At 55.3% G+C, this 19755-nt stretch carries 19 protein-coding genes; 5 read left to right on the top strand and 14 right to left on the bottom strand.

Translation table 11 applies throughout. The features are described 5' to 3' along the window. The 4 genes from NHF48_RS23280 to NHF48_RS23290 all read right to left on the bottom strand — a co-directional run bounded on the left by NHF48_RS23280 (position 1) and on the right by NHF48_RS23290 (position 5238). The gene (locus tag NHF48_RS23280) at positions 1–246 is read right to left on the bottom strand and encodes a helix-turn-helix domain-containing protein (RefSeq protein WP_253072785.1); all 246 of its coding nucleotides are present in this window, start codon (positions 244–246) and stop codon (positions 1–3) included. Next, entirely contained in the window at positions 246–719 is a 474-nt protein-coding gene (locus tag NHF48_RS23285) for a DUF2975 domain-containing protein (protein WP_263817118.1), read from the bottom strand. Before NHF48_RS23285 ends, NHF48_RS23280 begins: the two co-directional genes overlap by 1 nt. 576 nt (positions 720–1295) lie before the next feature. Beyond that, positions 1296–1592 (bottom strand): helix-turn-helix domain-containing protein, encoded by a 297-nt coding sequence (locus NHF48_RS26370; RefSeq protein ID WP_446741242.1) that lies wholly within the window; start codon positions 1590–1592, stop codon positions 1296–1298. A gap of 601 nt (positions 1593–2193) precedes the next feature. Next, complete coding sequence (locus tag NHF48_RS23290) at positions 2194–5238, bottom strand: TonB-dependent receptor domain-containing protein (protein ID WP_253072787.1); 3045 nt, start codon at positions 5236–5238, stop codon at positions 2194–2196. 564 nt (positions 5239–5802) lie between these two features. Here NHF48_RS23290 and NHF48_RS23295 point away from each other — a divergent pair. After that, on the top strand, positions 5803–6714 hold the full coding sequence (locus tag NHF48_RS23295) for a sigma factor-like helix-turn-helix DNA-binding protein (RefSeq protein ID WP_253072788.1): 912 nt from the start codon (positions 5803–5805) through the stop codon (positions 6712–6714). 229 nt (positions 6715–6943) lie between these two features. Here the strand turns inward: NHF48_RS23295 and tnpC are convergent. Next, positions 6944–8537 (bottom strand): IS66 family transposase gene (tnpC, locus tag NHF48_RS23300; protein ID WP_253072837.1). Its coding sequence is split into 2 segments (ribosomal slippage): positions 6944–8197 and positions 8199–8537, totalling 1593 coding nucleotides; the frame shifts between segments, so codons are not numbered across the junction. On the opposite strand from tnpC, the gene NHF48_RS25595 reads away from it, so the two are divergent. Next, positions 8442–8642: a hypothetical protein gene (locus tag NHF48_RS25595; protein WP_253072845.1), complete on the top strand. Its 201-nt coding sequence runs from the start codon at positions 8442–8444 to the stop codon at positions 8640–8642. The two genes, tnpC and NHF48_RS25595, sit on opposite strands and share 96 nt — an antisense overlap. 28 nt (positions 8643–8670) lie before the next feature. Here NHF48_RS25595 and tnpB read toward each other — a convergent pair whose 3' ends face one another. From tnpB to NHF48_RS23325, 4 genes are all read right to left on the bottom strand, one after another. Next, entirely contained in the window at positions 8671–9018 is a 348-nt protein-coding gene (tnpB, locus tag NHF48_RS23310; RefSeq protein WP_253072789.1) for an IS66 family insertion sequence element accessory protein TnpB, read from the bottom strand. After that, positions 9015–9362 (bottom strand): IS66-like element accessory protein TnpA, encoded by a 348-nt coding sequence (tnpA, locus tag NHF48_RS23315; RefSeq protein WP_253072790.1) that lies wholly within the window; start codon positions 9360–9362, stop codon positions 9015–9017. The genes tnpB and tnpA overlap by 4 nt, the downstream gene beginning before the upstream one ends. An 823-nt stretch (positions 9363–10185) precedes the next feature. After that, positions 10186–11637: a serine hydrolase domain-containing protein gene (locus tag NHF48_RS23320; protein WP_253072791.1), complete on the bottom strand. Its 1452-nt coding sequence runs from the start codon at positions 11635–11637 to the stop codon at positions 10186–10188. 302 nt (positions 11638–11939) lie between these two features. Continuing rightward, complete coding sequence (locus NHF48_RS23325; RefSeq protein WP_253072792.1) at positions 11940–12365, bottom strand: hypothetical protein; 426 nt, start codon at positions 12363–12365, stop codon at positions 11940–11942. Between the two features lie 963 nt (positions 12366–13328). On the opposite strand from NHF48_RS23325, the gene NHF48_RS23330 reads away from it, so the two are divergent. Further along, a complete protein-coding gene (locus NHF48_RS23330; RefSeq protein WP_253072793.1) occupies positions 13329–13502 on the top strand; it encodes a hypothetical protein in 174 nt (57 codons plus the stop codon). 200 nt (positions 13503–13702) lie between these two features. Here the strand turns inward: NHF48_RS23330 and NHF48_RS26375 are convergent, their stop codons facing one another. The 3 genes from NHF48_RS26375 to NHF48_RS23340 all read right to left on the bottom strand — a co-directional run bounded on the left by NHF48_RS26375 (position 13703) and on the right by NHF48_RS23340 (position 15861). Next, positions 13703–14005: a S41 family peptidase gene (locus NHF48_RS26375; protein WP_446741243.1), complete on the bottom strand. Its 303-nt coding sequence runs from the start codon at positions 14003–14005 to the stop codon at positions 13703–13705. Continuing rightward, complete coding sequence (locus NHF48_RS25600; protein WP_253072794.1) at positions 13974–14723, bottom strand: S41 family peptidase; 750 nt, start codon at positions 14721–14723, stop codon at positions 13974–13976. Before NHF48_RS25600 ends, NHF48_RS26375 begins: the two co-directional genes overlap by 32 nt. 571 nt (positions 14724–15294) lie before the next feature. After that, positions 15295–15861: a recombinase family protein gene (locus NHF48_RS23340; RefSeq protein ID WP_253072795.1), complete on the bottom strand. Its 567-nt coding sequence runs from the start codon at positions 15859–15861 to the stop codon at positions 15295–15297. A gap of 230 nt (positions 15862–16091) precedes the next feature. Between NHF48_RS23340 and NHF48_RS23345 the strand changes: the two genes are divergently transcribed. Beyond that, the gene (locus tag NHF48_RS23345; RefSeq protein WP_253072796.1) at positions 16092–16571 is read left to right on the top strand and encodes a hypothetical protein; all 480 of its coding nucleotides are present in this window, start codon (positions 16092–16094) and stop codon (positions 16569–16571) included. 852 nt (positions 16572–17423) lie between these two features. On the opposite strand, the gene NHF48_RS23350 is transcribed toward NHF48_RS23345, so the two are convergent. Beyond that, positions 17424–17783, bottom strand: coding sequence for a hypothetical protein (locus NHF48_RS23350; protein ID WP_253072797.1), 360 nt, complete (start codon positions 17781–17783; stop codon positions 17424–17426). A 90-nt stretch (positions 17784–17873) separates the two neighbouring features. After that, entirely contained in the window at positions 17874–18347 is a 474-nt protein-coding gene (locus tag NHF48_RS23355) for a hypothetical protein (RefSeq protein WP_253072798.1), read from the bottom strand. 326 nt (positions 18348–18673) lie between these two features. Here NHF48_RS23355 and NHF48_RS23360 point away from each other — a divergent pair, with 326 nt between their 5' ends. Beyond that, positions 18674–19141 carry a hypothetical protein gene (locus tag NHF48_RS23360; protein ID WP_263817121.1) on the top strand — a complete coding sequence of 156 codons (468 nt, stop codon included), beginning with the start codon at positions 18674–18676 and terminating at the stop codon, positions 19139–19141. Positions 19142–19755: the final 614 nt, after the last annotated feature.

The following is a 19755-nucleotide window of genomic DNA, read 5'->3' on the forward strand; positions in this document are numbered from 1 at the left end:
CTATTTCCCCGTTTCTGTCATCGCGGTCGGTACGTCCGACGGTTCGTCGATCACCCTCAGTAGGTCGCCGGGCTGACACTCGAGCACCCGGCAGATCGCTTCCAACGTCGTGAAGCGGATCGCCTTGGCCTTGCCCGTCTTCAGGATAGACAAGTTGGCGAGCGTGATATCGACCGCCTCTGACAATTCGGTCAGCGTCATGCGGCGCTTGTAAAGCATGTCGTCCAGGCTGACCGCGACCGGCATCAGACCGTCGTCGCTAGATCGTCGCGCATCCGTGCACCAATCCGGAAAACACGTGCCAGCACAAAGATCATGACGACCGCGATCCACCCGCCGAGCGACGGGCTCCAACCAATCGCGTCGAGCTTGAGGGCGGCGATCCAGCGCATCAGCGCGCCCAGCACTAGATCGAGGCACTGAAGGACCAGCAGTGCCCCGCCGATCCGACCGAGCAACGTGGCGTTTGCGTCGACGAACGGATCGCCTGCCTGCACAGTCGCGACGATCCGGAGCAGGCTGGCGAGGATCGGATGGATTGCGAGCGCGGAAGCGATCCCCAGCACGACCATCAGCCGCATCGCCATCACCGCGTCCGCGACATCGAGCGACGGCCCGTATTTCGCACCAAGCCGGAGCGCAAGCGCGTGTCCGAGTGGCCAGGACAGCGCGAGTGCCGCCGTGAACATCACCAGCAGGACGATGTTCATGACTAACATCAACCTTAGTAGGATCGTCGCACCTGTGAGAACGCGATCCTTCTGCAGTATCGATCGGCGCCCCTCACCCACCACTTCCACCCCCGGCAATGTATTGGTAAACGATATTTTGCATACTGATAATCGACAAGCGGATTTTGGTTCGTTTCCGTTCTTGTTGGGCGGGACCCGGGATAGCGGGCACTGTTCGCATTTGAGCTAAGTTACATGTTCACCACGCAATCGGCGAACATGCGGGTGATGAATGTGCCGGTAGCAGGTCGAGCTGATCCCGCGGCGCCGTCGACCCAATCGCCCTTTTGTGCAATTCCCGCCGTGCTTCGTATTCTCAAAGGAGCCGAGACAGTCTGCATGACCGTTCCGAGGGCGGCGACACTGTCCTGCTCGAGCGCCGCGCACCCGGGGCGACGATATGCCCGAGCGAGGTGGCTCGCTAGATCGCAAAGGACTGGCTTAGCGCGATGCCTGCGGTCCACGAAGCAATGATAAGTGAGACAGCGACGGGCCGATACGTCCAAGCTCGAAGGGACAGCTGTTTGAATTGTGATCGGGAAATACAAGATCCGCCGTAACAACCTAATAAGTTTTTTTGGAGCTAACTATTTCCACGGATGGCACAAATATGTAACCCCCTCCATGCACAGTCTGTATAATAGCATTTTGCTTATCAGAATAGGATAGCTTTTTGCGTAATCGTGATATTGTTACATCAATAGTGCGGACTTTACACGATGTTTTTCCACCGGTGCCCACCTCATACAACTTATCTCGGGTTTGCAGAATTCCTCTGTGCTTAATAAAGTGAACTAAAAGCCTCACTTCTGTAGCTGAAAGCATAATGTGGCTGCCACTCGAAAATGTGATACTTAGCATCTCAGCATTGAATAGTAGCCCACTAAACGTATATACTAGAGATTCCCGTACCAGAGATCTCGCACATTCAAGATTACTGATGACGCCCGACCGTCTTTTTTAGCAAAGATCGTGATCTAGCCAGTATTTCCAAAGCGTCTATATTGGAAGATAAGTGCCCGTCCAGCCCAAGGTCGAGTGCGAGAACCCGGGAAGGGTAGCCGGAGTTCACCCCGTATAACAATATCGCAGGAAAATTTGGCAATGACGCCAGTGTCCTAATCAGGACGAACTTATCTATTGAAGCATCATCTTCACAGATGATGAACAGATCAATGTCACTCTTTAACTCGTCATCAAAAAGTGACTTGGCATTTGCAGATCTTACAACGTTTATACCGTATCTCAAAAGCATAGTGTCGAGATTGGGATATCTATTTATGATATCTTCTACAATGGCTACGTTAAAACTACCGGATTTTATGAGATAATCTTTGAAAACAGACAATGTCATATCTTATGCCCAGCAGTGATATGTGCATCTACGTACGTTATTATATCAATAAGTTAAATATCAGGAGGCCTCGATTGCTCAAGGCCTCCATCTAAGGCTAATATGTCTTTAGAACTTAAAGTTCGCGTTAGCAAAGAATGACCGGCCGACATAATCGTAACCGGAATATAGTGGAGCATTGCCAATGGTCGTAAAGCCAATAGCGCTAATCCGGGGCGGGGCCTTATTGAACATGTTCCGCACACCGACCGTGAACTGATACTTTTTCTCAACGTTAAACTGTACCGATAACGAATGAAGAAAATAGTCATTCGCTTCTAAATAGTAGCTGTCCTTATACGACTGTACTAAATCGGGATCGCTAATACCTGTAAGATTGTCATACGCGAAATACTTGTACGTCTTGCTATGATCGCCATCGATCCAGTCGAGACCGTACCGTACAGTTACCGCACCTGAGGTGTATGTAGCGTCGAAGTTACCCGTCCAATCAGGCGATGTCACAATGCCGTTGGAATCCGTGAGAAACTCCTCGGGAAAAAGGCGTGTCGATTGTTCGGTATATTTAGTAACGCTGGCATTCAGAATGAAACGCCCGCCCAACAGATCGTGGGCATATCGGCCGTTAAATTCGTAGCCCTTCACGATATTCTCGGAGAGGTTGACGAAGCTGCTGACAACGGAAAGTGCTTGGTTGCCATCACGTGTAACAAACCGGCAGAACCCAGCGGTAGGATCAAAGTTAGCAGCTGAATAGCAACGGTTTAGAATGGTACCAGCGTCAAGGTCCGAAACTCCGTTCTCAACCTTTACATCGAAATAGTCCAACGAAAGCGATATTGAGCCTAGAGCGTCCGGTAGCTTCGGGCTGATGACCGCGCCGAAGGTCAAATTCTTTGATGTTTCCGCGCTCAGACCTGCTTCTGCGCCGCCCACCCGGAACGTTGTTACACCACTTCGCTGCTCAAAGTCCGCAGGCAATCCGATCGCTGCGCAATTGCGCGCCACGATCTGCTGGTTAGGCGATTGATCGCCGGCAACCGGCAGAGCACTGCATGGGTCAGAGTTTGAGCCAAGAAAGCCGCTGGTTGACCCAAGATACTGTTCCGCGAGTGCCGGTGCGCGATACGACGTACCATAGCTGCCCCGGAAGCCAAAGCCGCGGAAGGGCTCCCACTCGCCAGCGATCTTGTACGTCGTGTCCGAACCGTAGGATGCATAATCTGTATAGCGGGCGGAACCAGTTAGATTCAGGCGGTAAAAGAACGGTTTGTCAGCGAGAACCGGTAGGAAGATTTCGCCAAACCCTTCCTTCACGTTATCCTTGCCCACAGTTGGCGTCGCTGCCGTTAGGCCAAACAGGTTGCCATTGATCGAGTTTGCATCCGGTTGATCATTAATGCTTTGGCGACGATACTCTGCGCCCAGCGATACTTGAATATCCCCGCCTGGAAGTGCGAACAATGGCCCATCGATATTGAAGGCGAACGTTGTTTCGCGAAATTTTGTATTTCCGATCGTGTTGGCAACGATGTAATTACGAAATGCTGCTGGTAGATTGCCGCCGATAACGGCTGCGCTGAGAGCGGGTGCAGCGACGCAGGTAGGGTTGGATGCTGCGCTCGCGCAGCTAAATGTTCCGTTTGCGTTTGCGACGACGTTCAGCGAGTTTGCAAGACGGTCGGTAAGAAACGATTCAGCGGTATAACGTGCATCGTTCCAAGACTTGCCAACATAGGCGTCATACCGCCACTTTGGGAAAAAGAAGTCGCCACGAACACCACCGGAAGCACGGACATAATCCACTGTTTGATTTGACGATGTCAAACCGTAACCAATGAAAGCTCTCGCAGCGATATTTTTGCCACTAGACGTTACTGTTGGATTGGCGAACAGACCATTTTGAAGGTCTGCCGGAAGGAGCGGGCTACCCTGCAAATAGTCCAGCGAAAGCTGTCGGTACAGTGGCGAACCAGATTTACGGCGTGTCCCCAGCAGTTCTGCGTAGACTTCGGCATGGCCTAAAATATCGAGCTTATACGTGCTCGAGAGGTAGCCGGTGTATGTCTTAACACCAGTAATGAGCGGCTCTTTTTCTTGCTGCGGATCAAAAGTGTCCCGATCATAATTCCCAACACCTAAATAACCCGGGAATGGGCCAGATGTGACTCCCGAAGCCGGAACGAAGCGATTGAACCTTCCAACGACGCCACTGGTACGGCCAATGGCATTACGGGTTGGCAGGCCAAGCGTGTTGATCGTTGTACCGCCGTTATCAAGCGTGAAACATGCTCTCGGATCATCCGGGGAAAAGTTATCGCCAGACCCGAACGCCGAGCCTTCGCCGTCCAAAAATCCTCCAATTGGACACTTGAAGAAGGGCACATCGTTTCGAGCTAGTGCCTCACGCTTACGGTATTCGATGGAGCCGATAATGCTCAAACGATCAGCTTGCACACCGAACGTTGCGGCAGCACGTCGATCGATACCCGCTCCAACCTGTGGGACGTTAGTTTGAAGGTCGAGTTGGAGACCTTTCAGCTTTTTATCGGTGATGATGTTCACGACGCCGGCAATTGCGTCAGAACCGTATACCGACGATGCGCCGGCCTTTAAAATCTCGATACGATCAATGATTGCCGTGGGAAGCACATTTAGATCGGCCGCAAGGACCGATCCCCGTGATCCACCGGGAGCAAGGCGCCGGCCATTCAAAAGAATGAGAGTACGGGCTGGCCCGAGGCCACGCAGGCCTAGGGTATTTGCGCCAGTACCTCCGTCCGTAACAAAGCCTCCATAGGCGTTATTAATCTGCGAAGTACCTTGCGTAACTGCGTTGCTCTGCAGCGCGTCGGCAGCGCTGTTGAAGCCGGCCTGAGTTATCTCTTCCTTGCCGATAACGGTGATCGGCTCTGCAACGGAATATTCGTCGCGTCGAATGCGCGAGCCGGTGACCGTGATATCGCCATTCGTATTGGCGCCGGCCTCATCGGCTGACGGAGCCATTGGATTTTTCGCATCATCTGGGACCTGAGTAGCATCCGGCCTTGGACTTGTTTGATCAGTTGCTGACGTTTGGGCTGTTACCGTGGTTGGAAGACCCGCGAGAACACCGACTAGCGCCGTGGCGCCTAACAAGCTCTTCACATTCATAATTTGCCCCCTGAAGCACCCGTCCTGTTCCCGGGTTTCTTACCGTGGCAGTTTCGGTCGCATTCATTCGATCACGCAAGCGCCGATGAAACGCATGAGTCAGATTATGAACGTTTATTTCCTCGCTGTAGCAAATTTGCAACAATCAGAGCCTGGTATCGATCGTAAACGACTAGTTATTATGGACAACGGATGGAAATGAAACCGTTTCCGTTCGCATTGGCGCACCGCCATCACCTCCATCACCGTCGACTAACTGCGCTACACTTTGGCATGCCCCTTGATGCGTTGCGACCGACGGTCCGGCCGTCGCGGCGCTGACCTGCTCGCTATAGATCGTGGTGCAACCGGCCGCATCTAGCTTGGCGAGCCGTTGTGCCAGGTCCTGGTCGGTGGGTGAAACGCGTGCGTGGCTATAAATCATGCCAGCAACGTGCACTGGATTTATGGGTCACGGAAGTGCCCGGTTTTGTACGGTTTTTCGTTTGATGCAAAAATTGTGAATTCCGTATCAGCGACACTAAGCTCGTGGAAGGCAGGCGTTGCTGCTGTAGCAAGGGCTGCATGAGCGACGCCCACAACACGCAGACTGACAAGCAGGCAGAAGCCGCCCTCGCTAGATTAACCGCAAACGAAAAAGAGTGCTTACGCCGCCGGTTGCTACCTCAGACCGCAAAGGAGATGGCATCCGATCTAGGCATTTCGCCACATGCCGTAGAGAAGCGGCTGAAGATGGCGCGTGCCAAATTGGGTGTCTCCACATCGTTGGCCGCGGCACGGCTTTTGGCGGGCGCTGAAGGGGACCAATTACTGGTACCTCATATTCCGGACCTTCCGGACGGCAGAAACCAGCCTCAAGACAGCGACGTCGCGGTGCCTTCTGTATGGGCAACGAGCCTCCCAAAAGGATTGACCATGATTGCTGCTATCTGCCTGATCGCCCTAGTTGGCCAAGACGTTCCGACAGTGTCAATTGCTACACAGGCCCACTCCGTTTCGGAAAATTCAAAAGGCGTCTCAACAAGATTAGGTGTGGATATACCTAAAGTATCTATTAACAACTCAAAAGAATATAGCGGTTGGAAAGTTCCTCAGCCGACGCGACGTGAAAGTATAGATCGTGTCCGTCGGGAAACTGTTTTTATGGCTCAAGGTATCGCATGGAATATAAAAAGGCACCCTTTCGGCTCCCCCGATTTTTACGGATATTTATTAAACGAGGTATACATTCGCTCTTTATCAGAAGCGATAATATTCAAGTATTCTAGAGAATCTGGTTTACAGGTGATAGAAAGTGTAAATCCTTACAATCGCTTTATCGAAAAAGACATTAAATATAAAGATATCAAATCACTCAATTCGATAGGTGACAGTATATCCGTATTTTATAATGGTTCTTTCGGCACGATTGTACGGATGCCAATGGCAAACACATTCGTCTATGCGACTCGACGTCCGTATAATATCAAGACATAGTCGCCGCGCTCTCGATGCCGGCGACGTACCGCTTCCCGCCTCGCCTCTCCTGCTAAAGCCGGAGCCGTGCTGTCGACCTGCCCACGCGATAACGTTGATGCAAAACTTTTGATTTTTGCATCAGGAATGTCCGGGATGGGAAGAAAGCCGCCCGTCCGATTTTAGCCTGCGATTCACCCATTCAGAGTATGCATTCGGTGAGCGCCCCTCTAGTTTGGCGCGACTGATGCTACGCGGCTTGCGCGATGGCTTCGGGGCGCTGTTGTCGAGCTTTCCACTCCCACGGCAACAGCTCGTGAAGTCGTGTCTGCGGATGGTCGGAGATCTGCGCGATGACGTCGCGGAGCCAGGCATGCGGGTCGACGTCGTTAAGGCGGCAGGTCTGGATCAGCGTGTATATGGCGGCCGCACGGTCACCGCCGCGGTCAGAGCCGCAGAAGGTCCAGTTCCGGCGCCCGACCGCGACGGTTCTCACCCGGCGTTCCGCGGCATTGTTGGTCATGCAGATCCTGCCGTCAGACACGAAGCGGGCAAAGCTAGCCCAGCGTGACAGCATGTAGCTGATGGCTTTGGCCAGATCGCCCTTGCGCGACAGGCGGCCATATTGCTGGCGCAGGAACTGCTCAAGGTCGGCGACGAGCGGGGCGACGTAGACCTGCCGCGCGGCGAGCCGTTCGCTTGCGTTCCGACCCCAGATCACGCGCTCGGCTGCGAAGATCGCATCCATGCGGGTGACGATGTCGACCGCAAGCGGCGTCCGGCTCAGGCGAGCTTCCTTGAAGAACGGGCGACGGGCGTGTGCCCAGCACGCTGCTTCCAGGATGGGTCCTGGCTTGCGGCCCGCGGCGTAGAGTGCGTCATAGCCGCTATAGGCGTCCGCCTGCAGGATGCCGGCATACCGAGCAAGCTGCCGCTGCGGATGGGCGCCTGTGCGGTCGCGGGTGTAGTAATAGCAGACGGCGGGCGGGTCGGTCCCGCCAAAGGGGCGGTCGTCGCGAACGGATGCCCAGATCCTGCCCGTTATGGTCTTGCCGGCTGCCATGACCGGCACGGTCGTATCGTCATGGTGGATGCGCTCGCCGGCGAGGATGTGCGCCTCGATGAGATTGACCAGGCCGCGCAGCAGGACGGTGCCGTGGCCGACATAGTCGGCAAGAGTCGACACGCTGATGTTCATGCCTTCGGCGGCATAGGTCTCGCTCTGGCGGTTGAGCGGCTGGTGCAGGCCGAACTTGTTGAACAGGACCATCGCCAGCAGGTTGGGGGCAGCAGATGCACGCGGAATGGGGTGGAAGGGCGCTGGCGGCTGCGTGATGGTCTCGCAGGCCTTGCAGATGAACTTTTCGCGGACCGTCTGCACGACGATCCACTGGCGGGGAACGACCTCGCGGCTCTCCGTGATGGTCTCGCCAATCTTCTTTAGCTCTGCACCGTGACAGCATGGGCAGCTCTCTGGGGCGGGTACGACGACGCGGTGGCGGGGGGAGATCGGCAGATAGCGGAGCGCGGGTCGGCTTCTTGCGGGTGAACGGCACCACGGGAACGCCAGCTGCACTGGCTTTGGCGACCGCTATCTCAGCGGCGAGCTCATCCTCGGTCGCAGTGGCAACAACGTCCTCGAGTTGCATTTCGAGCTGGTCGAGCAACTGCCTGTGCCGCTCGGACGACTGCCCCCATTTGTCCTGGCGTGCCTTGGCGATGCGTAGCTTGAGATCTTCGATGATGGCGTGTGCATCGGCGACCTGAGCCTGGGCGATGGCGGCGAGTGCCTCGGCCTCGAGCTGAGCTGCACGAGCGATGACGACAGTGTGACGCTCGGCGATCAGCAGCGCTTTGAGCGCTTCAATATCATCGGGAAGGGCCTCGATGCCGGTGTTCATCGAAGCTCATTTTACAGCAGAAAACCGTCAATTTGTCGAGTAGTTTAGCGCCAAAACGCCAGGAAAACCGGGCGTTTTAGCCCGCCAGTTCGGGCCTGAACGTGTATTGTGGATTCCGCCAGTCGATGCCTTCCAGCAGGAAGCCGAGTTGCCCCGCCGAGATCGAAATGACGCCGTCAGATGTCGCCGGCCAGGTGAACCGACCGCGCTCCAGCCGTTTTGCGTAGAGCGACATTCCGAGGCCATCGTGCCACAGAATCTTCAGTAGATCGCCGCGGCGACCTCTGAAAACATAAAGGTCGCCGGCATGCGGGTTGCGTCCGAAACCCTGCTGGATCTGCATCGCCAGCGACGACATACCCTTGCGCATGTCCGTCTTGCCGGCGGCTATCCAGACCCGGGCCCCGCCCGGAACAAGAATCATGCTTTGAGCTCGCGCAACGCCGCCACCAGCAAGCTCGCAGACACGCCGCCAGCCGCACGGATGGTCACACCGCTGAGCTCGATGACCAGCATGTCGGACGCACCGTGGTCGATCTCGGGCGGATCTGCATGAACGGCCACGGCTGCAAAGCCGGTCGGCTGCGCAAGCTTGCTGCACAGTTTGCGTCGCCAACGGTAGATCGACGAGGGCGAGATATCGGCAGCGCGCGCGATAGCGGCAACCGACGCGCCAGGCACGATGGCTGCCTCCACCAGGGCAAGCTTCCGCTCGTCGCTCCAGTGGCGACGCCGCTCAACGCCGGACAGTACAGTGATCTGGGTCATCGCCACGTCTCTAACCACGGTGCAAACCACAGCGCTTGCACTGTGGCTAACATCTCAGCTCAGACCGTCACCCGCCAGATGCCCCTCACCGGATGCAGACCATTCAGACAGACCTCCGCGCATTCTGCGGATAGGCAAGCTAAAACGACGCTATGGTTGCAGGCGAGCAGGCGTCTCCGCAGTAATTTTCTCGCCTAGACGGCCGTCGGGTCGTTCTTACAGTTCGCAAACCCCGCCCGAACCTGCTTGGCTGTCCAAAGCCCGCGAGGCGATTTCGAAACGACGAGTGCAGAAGTTGCATTGTATGTAGGTACGGTCGCGTCGCCTGACCGGCCGAGACCACGATCATGAAAGCAGAGCCGTAGGGAACCCGGACCTGCTGATAATACCCGAAAGCTCATCACCCATCCTTTGTCCCTGCGGAATATACTCGCGCCTTTCGCGCTCTTTTCCACCATCACGAACCCATAGTCGGCGAAGCTTGTCCTACCCGCCAACCGGCGTGGACCGACAGAATTTGGAAAACTGGTCAGGTTCAGGTTCTTTATGATCCCGTTTATGGTTCCAGCATCGGAAGACGCAGCTTGAGCTGATCCACTTACTGCGAGCGCAGTGAGGGTAATCAGAATGCTCTTTTTCATGCTGTTCACCTTTTCCGCGGAAACGCGACGATATGCAACGATATGTCCCCTTTCAAGCGGAGCAGGGTGCCGCCTAACGACCGTCTTTGGACGTTCCCGCCCGATCTGGCTTTCTCGGAGCGGATCCCTTGTGAGACGTCCAAGCCGTCCCGCTGATCGTTCCCAATCAGGAATGTCAGAATTTAAGGTTTGGCATCCGTTTCTCTTGCGAACGGCCAGTCGAAAGATCCCATAACGAGCCGCCCAGTGGCCTTAGGATCACGGTTATTCATACGCAGTACTAAGTCGGTTGAAAGGACGAAGTAGCTGTCAGGTGCCGAGGCATAGAGAGGTTCGCTGACACCCTCCTTAAGCGAAATAGCCAAGCTCGGTCCGTTCGCGGTGATCGAAAAGGAGCCGAGATCGGACACGGCGTAGGTTCCGATTAGGCGAGCGCGGATGTCGGCCGGGATCGGCACGCTCGCGCGCTCGATGCTGTGGTAACTCGGCCAGCCGTAGGTGGCGGCAACGCTGCGGGTGATTTCTGATCCCAGCTCGGCACCCTGGGCACCATTCGTCATGACCGCCACCCCGTCGCCCGACTCGGTATAGGCGACCATGAAGTTCTCGTATCCCTCGTTGCTGCCGCCATGCGCGAAGGCGCGATCGGCAGGTGTCGGGTGAACCTCAACGCCGAGGCCCCATTCCCCCTTGCCGGGTGTGAGCATTACCGTCGCCAGCGATTGAGCGAGAATGCTGTCCTTCTCACCGCGCGCACTGTCTCGCACGGCCATAGTGAAACGCAGCAAATCACTTGGGGTGCTCCACAGACCAGCGGCGGCCAGCTCTGGATAGGTGTGTGGCCCGCCGGGCACTGGCTTGCCCGACCCGTCATGCGGCCATGCGGCAGTCGCCAGCGAAGCGGCGTCGAGCGGCTGCGCGAAGCTGCTGCGCGTCATGCCGGCAGGCTGAAGCACCTCGTCTCGAAGAACCTCGGTGAATGGCCTGCCCGTCACATCGCCAATCAGTTTTTGAATGACCGTGTAGCCACCGCCGGAATAGCGCCACATCGTCCCCGGTTTCGTATCCACAACAACCGGCTTGGTGTTTGCAGGGGCACGTCCGGCAAGCACGTCGTCCACGCTCGGCACAGTGATCCCCGCAGCGTAGCCTGGGAAGCCATGCACCGTGGTTCCCGCCGTATGCGACAGCAATTCGCGCAGCGTGACGTGTTCACCCGGTGGCGTAGGCAGCTTCCATCCCCTGAGTTGCGCGTTTACAGAGCCGTCCAGCGTCAAGTGGTGCTGCTGGACGAGGCGCAACGCAGCCAGCGCCGTAATCGGTTTGCTGATCGAACCGGCCTGGAACAGCGTATATGGCGTTACGGATGGCCCACCCGCTCGCGTGATCCCGTACCCTTTCGACCATTCAATGATGCCGCCATGCAGAACGGCGACGCTGACGCCAGGCACATTCAGCCGGCGCATCTCCGCTTCGATCGTGCGGCGTGGTGCTGGTGTACCCGCCAGTACAACGGCAGACGTCAGCCCCTGCTCGACCACAGCGATCCTAGATGGCGTGGGAGCAGCCTGCTGGGCTGTTGCGGGGATGGGCAGCAGGGCCATCATGTACGCTACTCGAACCAACTTGCTCATAGCCTCACCACCACGTGTACTATCAAGGTAATACACACGGTATTATCGCGCAGCAAGCGCCTTTCGTGCTTTGGTGTCTTCGAGTGGACACCTACGCGGATTCCCATTTTACCATCCCTCGCGAGAATGTCGGCTCGGGCAAGAACGCCCAGTTACAGACCTATTCGCCTTAATGCAGGGCGCCTTAGAGCAGCCGCTTGTTCAGCCTGCAGGCGCCGACTTTTTCGCTGACATCAGAGCGAGAAATTTTCTCGTTACGACCCAGTTGCCGGCAAACCGGAATTTTTCCTCCGCCGAATACACTATGGTTTGGGTGCAGGATTTATCTGCAAGTAAAAGCCGGCTACCTTCTTCCCAATAACGAAATAGGTAGTGGTAAGCTCGTGCTCGCCAGATTTGGCTGATACCGCTCCATACGGGCATGCACGTTTAACATCAACAAATTGCATGTTATCTCTATTAGGTATCCTAAAATTTGTTTTTCGCATAGATATTATGCGGCAACCATATTTTTCAAGTGCACTTAATATCGATATTGAGTCTTTGTTTAGCGGTCCGCCAACGTCACCCATCCCGAAGGTGGCGTCAGTAGTCAGCATAGCCAGTACGGTAGTCCAATCGTCCCTCGCGCTTGCTTCTAATAAATGTTTAACAACTATGACTGGAGTTTCGACGCCTGACATCGCAACGATTGGAGAAATCGCAACTAATGCAGCAATGAGGGACATAGTCAGCTACCTTGCCATCAAAGCACTAGCTTAGCTGCATAGCGAACTGTCGCAAACCAATTGGGTTGCCGCTAATCGGCCGTTGCCTTCCTACTAAACAAACGTCCGCCTACCCGGATCGCGGACCGAAAGCGGCCCAGCCGCTAACCTTCCCATCCTGGACATTCCCGAAATTCGATCCCTCATGAGAATGCGGGATCGTACGAGAACGCCCACGTTCGGACGTTCTCAAACGCTCTTGCCCTGCCTATTAGCGGACGTCAGGATGCCGAAATGACGAGAATCAAACGGCTGCTTCAATTGTCTTCGCTCGGTTTATCACTCGTAGCATCACTAATTTCAGCACCTGCGCAGGCGGCACCCGATCAGGTTAAGTCGGTATCCACGTCAGGGGCCGAAGACATCGTCGTGATGGGTACGACGAGAGCACGAATTAACGGCACAGTAAATCGAATGACTGCCGCTAATGGTGCGCAAATTCCGCGTTGGAACACCTCTATATGCATTGCCGTGCGAGGCGTGCTGCCAGACCGAGCCTACTCTCTCGCTGACACACTCAAACTGAATGCGCGAGCGGTAGGGGTGTAGTTGAGGGGCGGATCATGTTCTCCGAATGTCGAAATCTTCATTTCGGGACAAGCAGACGCGCTCGCGAGTCAGTTCTTGCGTCATCAACCCAATATGTTTCGGGACGTTGCCCGATACGGAAGACCGCGCTCGCGTGACCGGGCAGAACTGCTAGGTCCCGAACCGGTACGATGGACCGTGGGCACGGTCAGAGAATTGCGCTTGGGCGTCGCGTCTCGGCTTTCCCAACCATCGAGAGAAAACAAAGATCGGTTGCTAATAATTGTCGATTTACCTCGATGTGGCAATGTAACGTGGGAGCAACTCTACGCCTACCTTACTATGGTAGTGTTATCTAACCCCGAGCATACGAAAGATGGAACTAGTGGAACGATTATGTCGCTGTTCGATGTTGGTATGACTGAAGATAAACCCAACAGTTTAACTGACCTCGACCGCTTCCTGCTTAAAGCCTTGTATGCCACTGAAGAGCAGGTTCCAGCAATTTCCCAGTGGATCGCCATGACGGACTTCATTCTTCGTCAACGTGACAAACCTAATTTGAGATAACTCGATCTGCCTGCTGTCTTCATTGATCAAAATGCCGTTGTTGTAGGTTAGTCAGATGGTTCACAACGCGGTATCTTTTGCCCAATAGCGGACGGGCCGCTTTCCTTCTCATTCCGGACATTCATGATGCAAAAATCAAAAGTTTTGCATCAGGAATATTGGGACGATGACCACCGCTGCCGGCCAGCACGTCTATGATTTCATTGGTTGTGGTTGGCGCTGTCCTGCTGAGCGCACTGGTCTGCCAACCAGCGTTGCGCAGCAGTCTCTGTGCCCGCGGATCCTAACTGCTCGTCCGGCATAATTGCGCCGACGTAGTCCTTTCCCGTTCGGTCCTGAACGCTGGTCTCGGTTAGCACGAGGAATGCTCTATCTCTGAGCGGGTACACCTTGTTCGCGGTAGTAAGACCAGCGGAAGGCAACCCGAAAACGCGGGTATGAGGGCGCCCAATGAAAGCGATTGCCGCCATCTCACCGGAACTGGCTGTGCGCGGCCCGATCAAAATGGCGACGGGGGCAGAGGGATTGCTTGATCTCGAAGGCAGGCGGGCTCGGTGGAAGCGCTTCGGCAGAAGGAAAGATATTCCCCATCGACCGGATCCATGCCTGCTTGGTGCCGTCTGGGAGAACAAAAAAACCGAATGGCGGTTTCCCGAGCAGAGGATCCAAACCCCAAAGCATTGGCCACATGTTGCCGCCGCCATTGCCTCTCAGGTCGATGATCCAGCCACACAAGGGAGACTGCTCCATACGTAGGAGAGCGCCGCGCACTGATGAGGTGTATGCGGCTCCCAACGACTGCCCATCCGATCCCAGAGTATTTAACTCTGGAAGGCGAAGATAACCAAACCGCCCGTCCGTAATCTTTGATGTTGGCATCGGGGGGCTGACAGGTGATCTTTCGCTTGGCTTCGCAGACGCGCTGTCATTGTTGGTCGGAATAGAGGAGGGCTCAACCAAAAAGGAATGGGGTTCGCGCAGCGCTCCGAGGATAAAGCGTATTGCAGGATAGGTATCTGCAGGTCGCTTCGCGTCAGCCATTAAGATTTGCGCGCGCGGGACTAACTCCGCCCAATTTACCTGGCTGCGGTTGCGGTGATGCTGCCTGATTAGACCCAGAGCTTGCTGAAAGTACTTGTCGGCCGTGTCACTCGGCGCAGCGGGTTCCCCGGCCGCAGCCAAAACCACGCCAGCAGCGAGAAAAAACATCGCTTTCCGCACGGACTGCCTCCCCGTTTTATCTACATTATGCCGTCGAGAATTCCACGCGCAAGCATACTCGATCGCTATGACCTTGGCATTCCATCAATTGGCATCGCTTGGCCAAGGTCGCATTACAGCGATCCGACATGCATGATGCGAAAGTCACGAGTTTTGCATCACATTCGCGGCGAAAATCGCCGGCGTTAGAAATCTGCGCCGCCCGTCTGGATCGTCTGCGCGGTGTTTCGGAACGGATGCCGGCTTGATGCACCCAATATATCCGCTTTCGGGTGAGCCCTACTTGGCCGCCGACCCGTTCAGTCGCTGTTGGGTACCCCGAATGCATTTGGGCCGGCCGGTCCGCCCTTGGCCTGACCACTGGGGGCGGGCCGTTACCTACTTGGGAACACTCGGCAGTACATGCGTTCGCATCGGGCCGATCCGTGCTCGCCCATTCAGACGGCAGTCGCCATTGCTCATTATATGGTGGATTGCGACGGAACGCCTTCGAAGCTGCCCGACCGCTCGTCACCGACGCCCGCTGATGACGGATGGGTGGTCGTGTCAGGCCGGCTTTCGTCAAAAGTTGTTAGGCGGGGTCCGCCCCTTGCGTTCGGTACAGCCGGGATATCGTCGCCTGATCGACACCAAATAGAGCTGCGACGGTGCGCTGCGTATCGCCATCAGCGAGCCGTTGTAGCGCCACCGCCTGCTGATGAGGGGAAAGGGCAGCGCGCCGGCCGAACTTCACGCCACGGGCCTTGGCTTGGACCCTACCGGCAGCGGTGCGCTCGCTAATACGATGGCGCTCGTAGCTCGCCGCCACACCCAGCACGGCAATGATAACCTCTGCGAATTGAGACGTGGTGTCCACCATCGGCTCTGCGATCGAGCGAAAGCCGGCACCGGCTTCTTTCACCGCATAAAGAATGTTCAACAGGTCGCGGGTATTGCGGGCGAGACGATCGGTCGCCATCACCATCAACACGTCGCCGGCATCAAGCACACCGATCGCACGCTTGAGTTGCGGGCGCTCGGTCGTCCCGCCGCTGACTTTCTCCTGATAGATCCTCGTGCAGCCGGCTGCGCTGAGTTCGGCGAGCTGCTGCGCCAGGTCTTGACCGGTAGATGAGACGCGTGCGTAGCCGTAAATCATGCACCGGTTGTGCATTGGATTTATGCATCACGGAAGCGCCTGATTTTCGACCGTTTTTATCATGATGCAAAATTCGTGAGTTCCGCATCAAAACCATGCCGTGCTGAGTTTAGATGCGGTCGTTTCAGGTCAAGGCGTTAGCCGCCATTGGTGAGAGAAGCGCTTACGACCGAGCCGCCGCTAATCTATATGGCATGCATAGAGCTTGCATCGTGCTTGGAGGCTGACACGTGATTTTCATTTTGATGCTTATTGCTGCGGCGACGGCGCTCTGGCCACCAGCTCAAGCCGATTGGCCGGTCGGCAAGAAAATCAAGCTAGCCGTGGTGCTGGAACCACGATCAAATAAACAAGGTATAGCTGAAGACTTTGACGCAGCCGTTCGTATTACAAGCGTCGACAAGGTTGGACTCGATCCCGCCATGTCTTTCACTCGCGGTATAAGTTTGCAGGTTTCAACAATCGACGGGATACCTGTCTTGCCTGTGTTTCCGCCGGCTGGATCACCGCCCACTCCGCCCATTACTGACACTACCTACTTGACGAAGGTAGGTCATGAAAAACCGATGTTGGTAAAGCTTAAAGAAAACCCCCCACACGATATTCCCTGGCGCTGGGCGATACCGCGTGCGCGCGATCGTTTCGATATTCGACTGGCGCCACAAGCCTGTACGCTACGAACAGTTCACTTCACCCTCGGTCATAATTGATGTCAGCAATAGCTAACTGATAGCCGACCGCCGGGATCTCGTTCGTGATGCAAAACCTTTGATTTTTGTATCAGAATGCCCGTGTCTTTGCATTTCAGACGGTAGGCAGCTCGGGGGTAATCTGCTCCTGTTCGATTAATTTAGTAAGTCGGAGTCTACCAAAGAATCCGAAAGGCCAAACTGTACGATCAGGTAGGTCGATTCGAAGCCGATTTCGGTCTGTCGGTCGCAACGCTGCTATCAATCGAACTGCTTCGCGAAGAGTATCTGTGCATAGCAGATCCTCTTCGTTTCGGTATCTCCTAGACGCTCTACGCCGCCACAATAGCGCGCGATCGTCCCAAGGGATGTTGCACATTCCGGCCTCTCCGTCTTTCAGAGCGTATCGTAGCCGCGATCGTCACCCCTTAGGTCGCACCATGCGCCGAAACCTGCGTTGCAAAATAGACCCCTTTTGCGACGCGGCTAACCGCTTTCGGGCTTGCGTAATTTGGAACCTGTCAGCGTTTTTTCGGTGGTGTCACTCGTGATGATTGGTTTGGGCCATGCCTTGGTACATCCAAACCTTCGGCCCGCCGTTGAATGGCTCTGTAGGCCGTCAGAAGGATACAGGCGAAAAAGGGCTGAGCGCCGGCCGGGTACGCTACATGGCAAAGGCGCTCAGCATCGAGGTTAGGGAGGGAGAGTCGTCCCAGGCCTTTCTGGCAGAATATGGTTAACATTTAGATAACCTGCGACCGTCCGCCGAATTACTCGGCGAACACATTGCAGGCTGATGCAGAATTTGTGATTTTTGCATCGTGGACGCGAAAGTTGGTAGACGAGCTTGACGCGCCGTGACTCTCAAGTCCGTCAGTTGGCCAATCTTTTCCGCCGGACGACAACGTACAGCACGCTTGTTGCCAGCGTTACCGGAAGGGCACTGACCGAAAGCACGAGTACTGCAAAAACGAGGATGCCACCTCCGTCAGTACCCTCGGGGTTGCTCCGTGTTGCTACAAACGCCAGCACATTCATGATGAATGGCAAGAAAGCAGCCCCAAGCAGAATGGCAATAATGGAGCTATGCCCCATCACCCGCCGTCCTGCAGTCGCCATAAATCCAGCGGTGATTAGTGCCACGATAGCAGCCAGCAGTACCAAAGTGCCGATACCGTCACGGCCGGCAATGGTGTTTGGATGCGATAATGCAGACCAGAGCGCTTCTAACACGGCGTTCTCCGAACGTGAGGGCGATAAATCAGTCTGCCCGATAGCTAGCCGCTACGACCGAATTATTGGAACGGTAGCGCGTGCGTATTGCTACGGCGCTACACCTTCGATGTTACGATCGACCAGCCTCTGAAGCCGGCGCGCGGCGGGGGTGATGCATGACCAATCGGCAGGGGCGACCAGACGCCGCGCACCGTTGCGGATCATGATCACCGGGATCGGAGCGTTGGTGATGATGAGGTCTTGCAGTCGATGCTTGTGGCCCTCGCAATCGGGATAGCCCACGCCCTCGCGCAGCGCAGCGTCGAACGCGGAGCGGATAGCGGCAAGGCGAGGTGCGGGAACCGTGCCGCTCCGATCCTTAGGTTGAGGATAATAAGTGGGCCAAACAATCCCAGCCGGCGTCATGATCCGGTATCCGCCGCTAACTAGGTCGAGGGTCAGCCGGCGCGGCGGTGTGAATTCGGACAGTTCGACATCGATTTCGAGCGTGCGGGGTGCCGAAACATCCTTGGCCAATGAACCTTCAAGGGCGAGGACCAAGGTGAGGATCGAAAGAAGCACAGGCCATTCCTTCGCAGCGTCATTGCCGCGCAGACGATGTCACCTAAGCCTAAATGCGTCCAGATTTGTTCGGGGCGATTCCGGCCGATCGCGTACCCGCCGACTTGATGCAAAACTTTTGATTTTTGCATCACGAACGACCGAGATGAAGAAGTCAGCGGACAATCGCCCTAGCTCGAAAACTGAGTTGATCCGTTCGATAAAGGCCACTAGCTCCGCAAAGATGCACAGCAAAAAAGCGATCCAATATAGTTCGTAGTCTAATTGTGGCTTTTGGGATCGGGGGAAGCTTTATATTTGTCGTTAAGCCCGTAACTAATCACCCTGTGCCCGCTTGGCTGATTATCCCTGCCTGTCTCAGCATCGTATTAAATTGCGCTCTAATTTACTCAATATTTCTTGATGTTCGCGAATCTGGTGCGATGAAGACAAATAGCCCGTTGACGTCAAAGCACTTTATACCGATAATATGTGTAGTTCTTCTGTTTCAGGCGCAGCTGATTATTTTGTCGTTTGGCGATCTACAACACCGACTATTAAATTTCTCGCTCATAGCACTGCCGATCGGTATTGGCATCCTGCTCGGCCAACGGGCGTTAGATGGTGGCGTTCGATTGTCTTTGATTTGGTTGCTGACGCTGGCTGCTTATATCATTCCAGCATCATTTCTTATATTGAGCCCACCGGAAACCGTAATTGCAAAGTTCGCCGTCTTGTCACCGCTGCTCTTTGGGTTGCCAGCTCTTGCTACATGGTTGGCAAGGCGTGTCTCTTGTATAAGCTCAGTTCATTGACCGTATACAACGTCCACTAATGGGTGTCCCTGACGTTGCAAAAGGGACCCTTTTTGCGACGCGGCCCGTGCCAGCTTCGATTCTGGGAATAGGATCAATTTCTAGACTGCGCGAGCCCTTAAAGACATTATCGCACCGAGAATGCCAGACGGGCAGACGGGGGGCCTTGAAACGATTTAAATTGCACCGGGGCGATCCGCTTCCAGCGCCTCGTCAAATATTATGAGCGCTACGCCAAAACACTCGCAGCATTCAACGTCGTTGCCTTCGCCTGCCTCATGATGAAGCGGGCAGTTGCCGTTGCCGCAATTTCATAACCGCCTTTACCTGTGAGATTTCCGAAAGATTTGAAAAAAACCATGGCGATCCCAGCTTACGGCGCTCGCAAAGGCTTGGGTTTGGTCTCGAGCTCCCTTGGTACTCTCGTCGTCGGTGGTGATCGAGCTAGTGTTAGCGGGCGATGAACTGCCAGATTACGCCCAATATAAATGACGGACGGTTACAATTAAGCGACAATCGGAGGGTCTAAAGCGGTAAATAGAGCGTTTATAGATTCGACCGGTTTAAAGGTCACGTCACTAGAAGGACAGACCTATGCGTATTGCAACCCTTAC

The organism is Sphingomonas sp. H160509 (assembly GCF_024124765.2).
In the GTDB taxonomy this organism is placed as follows: domain Bacteria; phylum Pseudomonadota; class Alphaproteobacteria; order Sphingomonadales; family Sphingomonadaceae; genus Sphingomonas.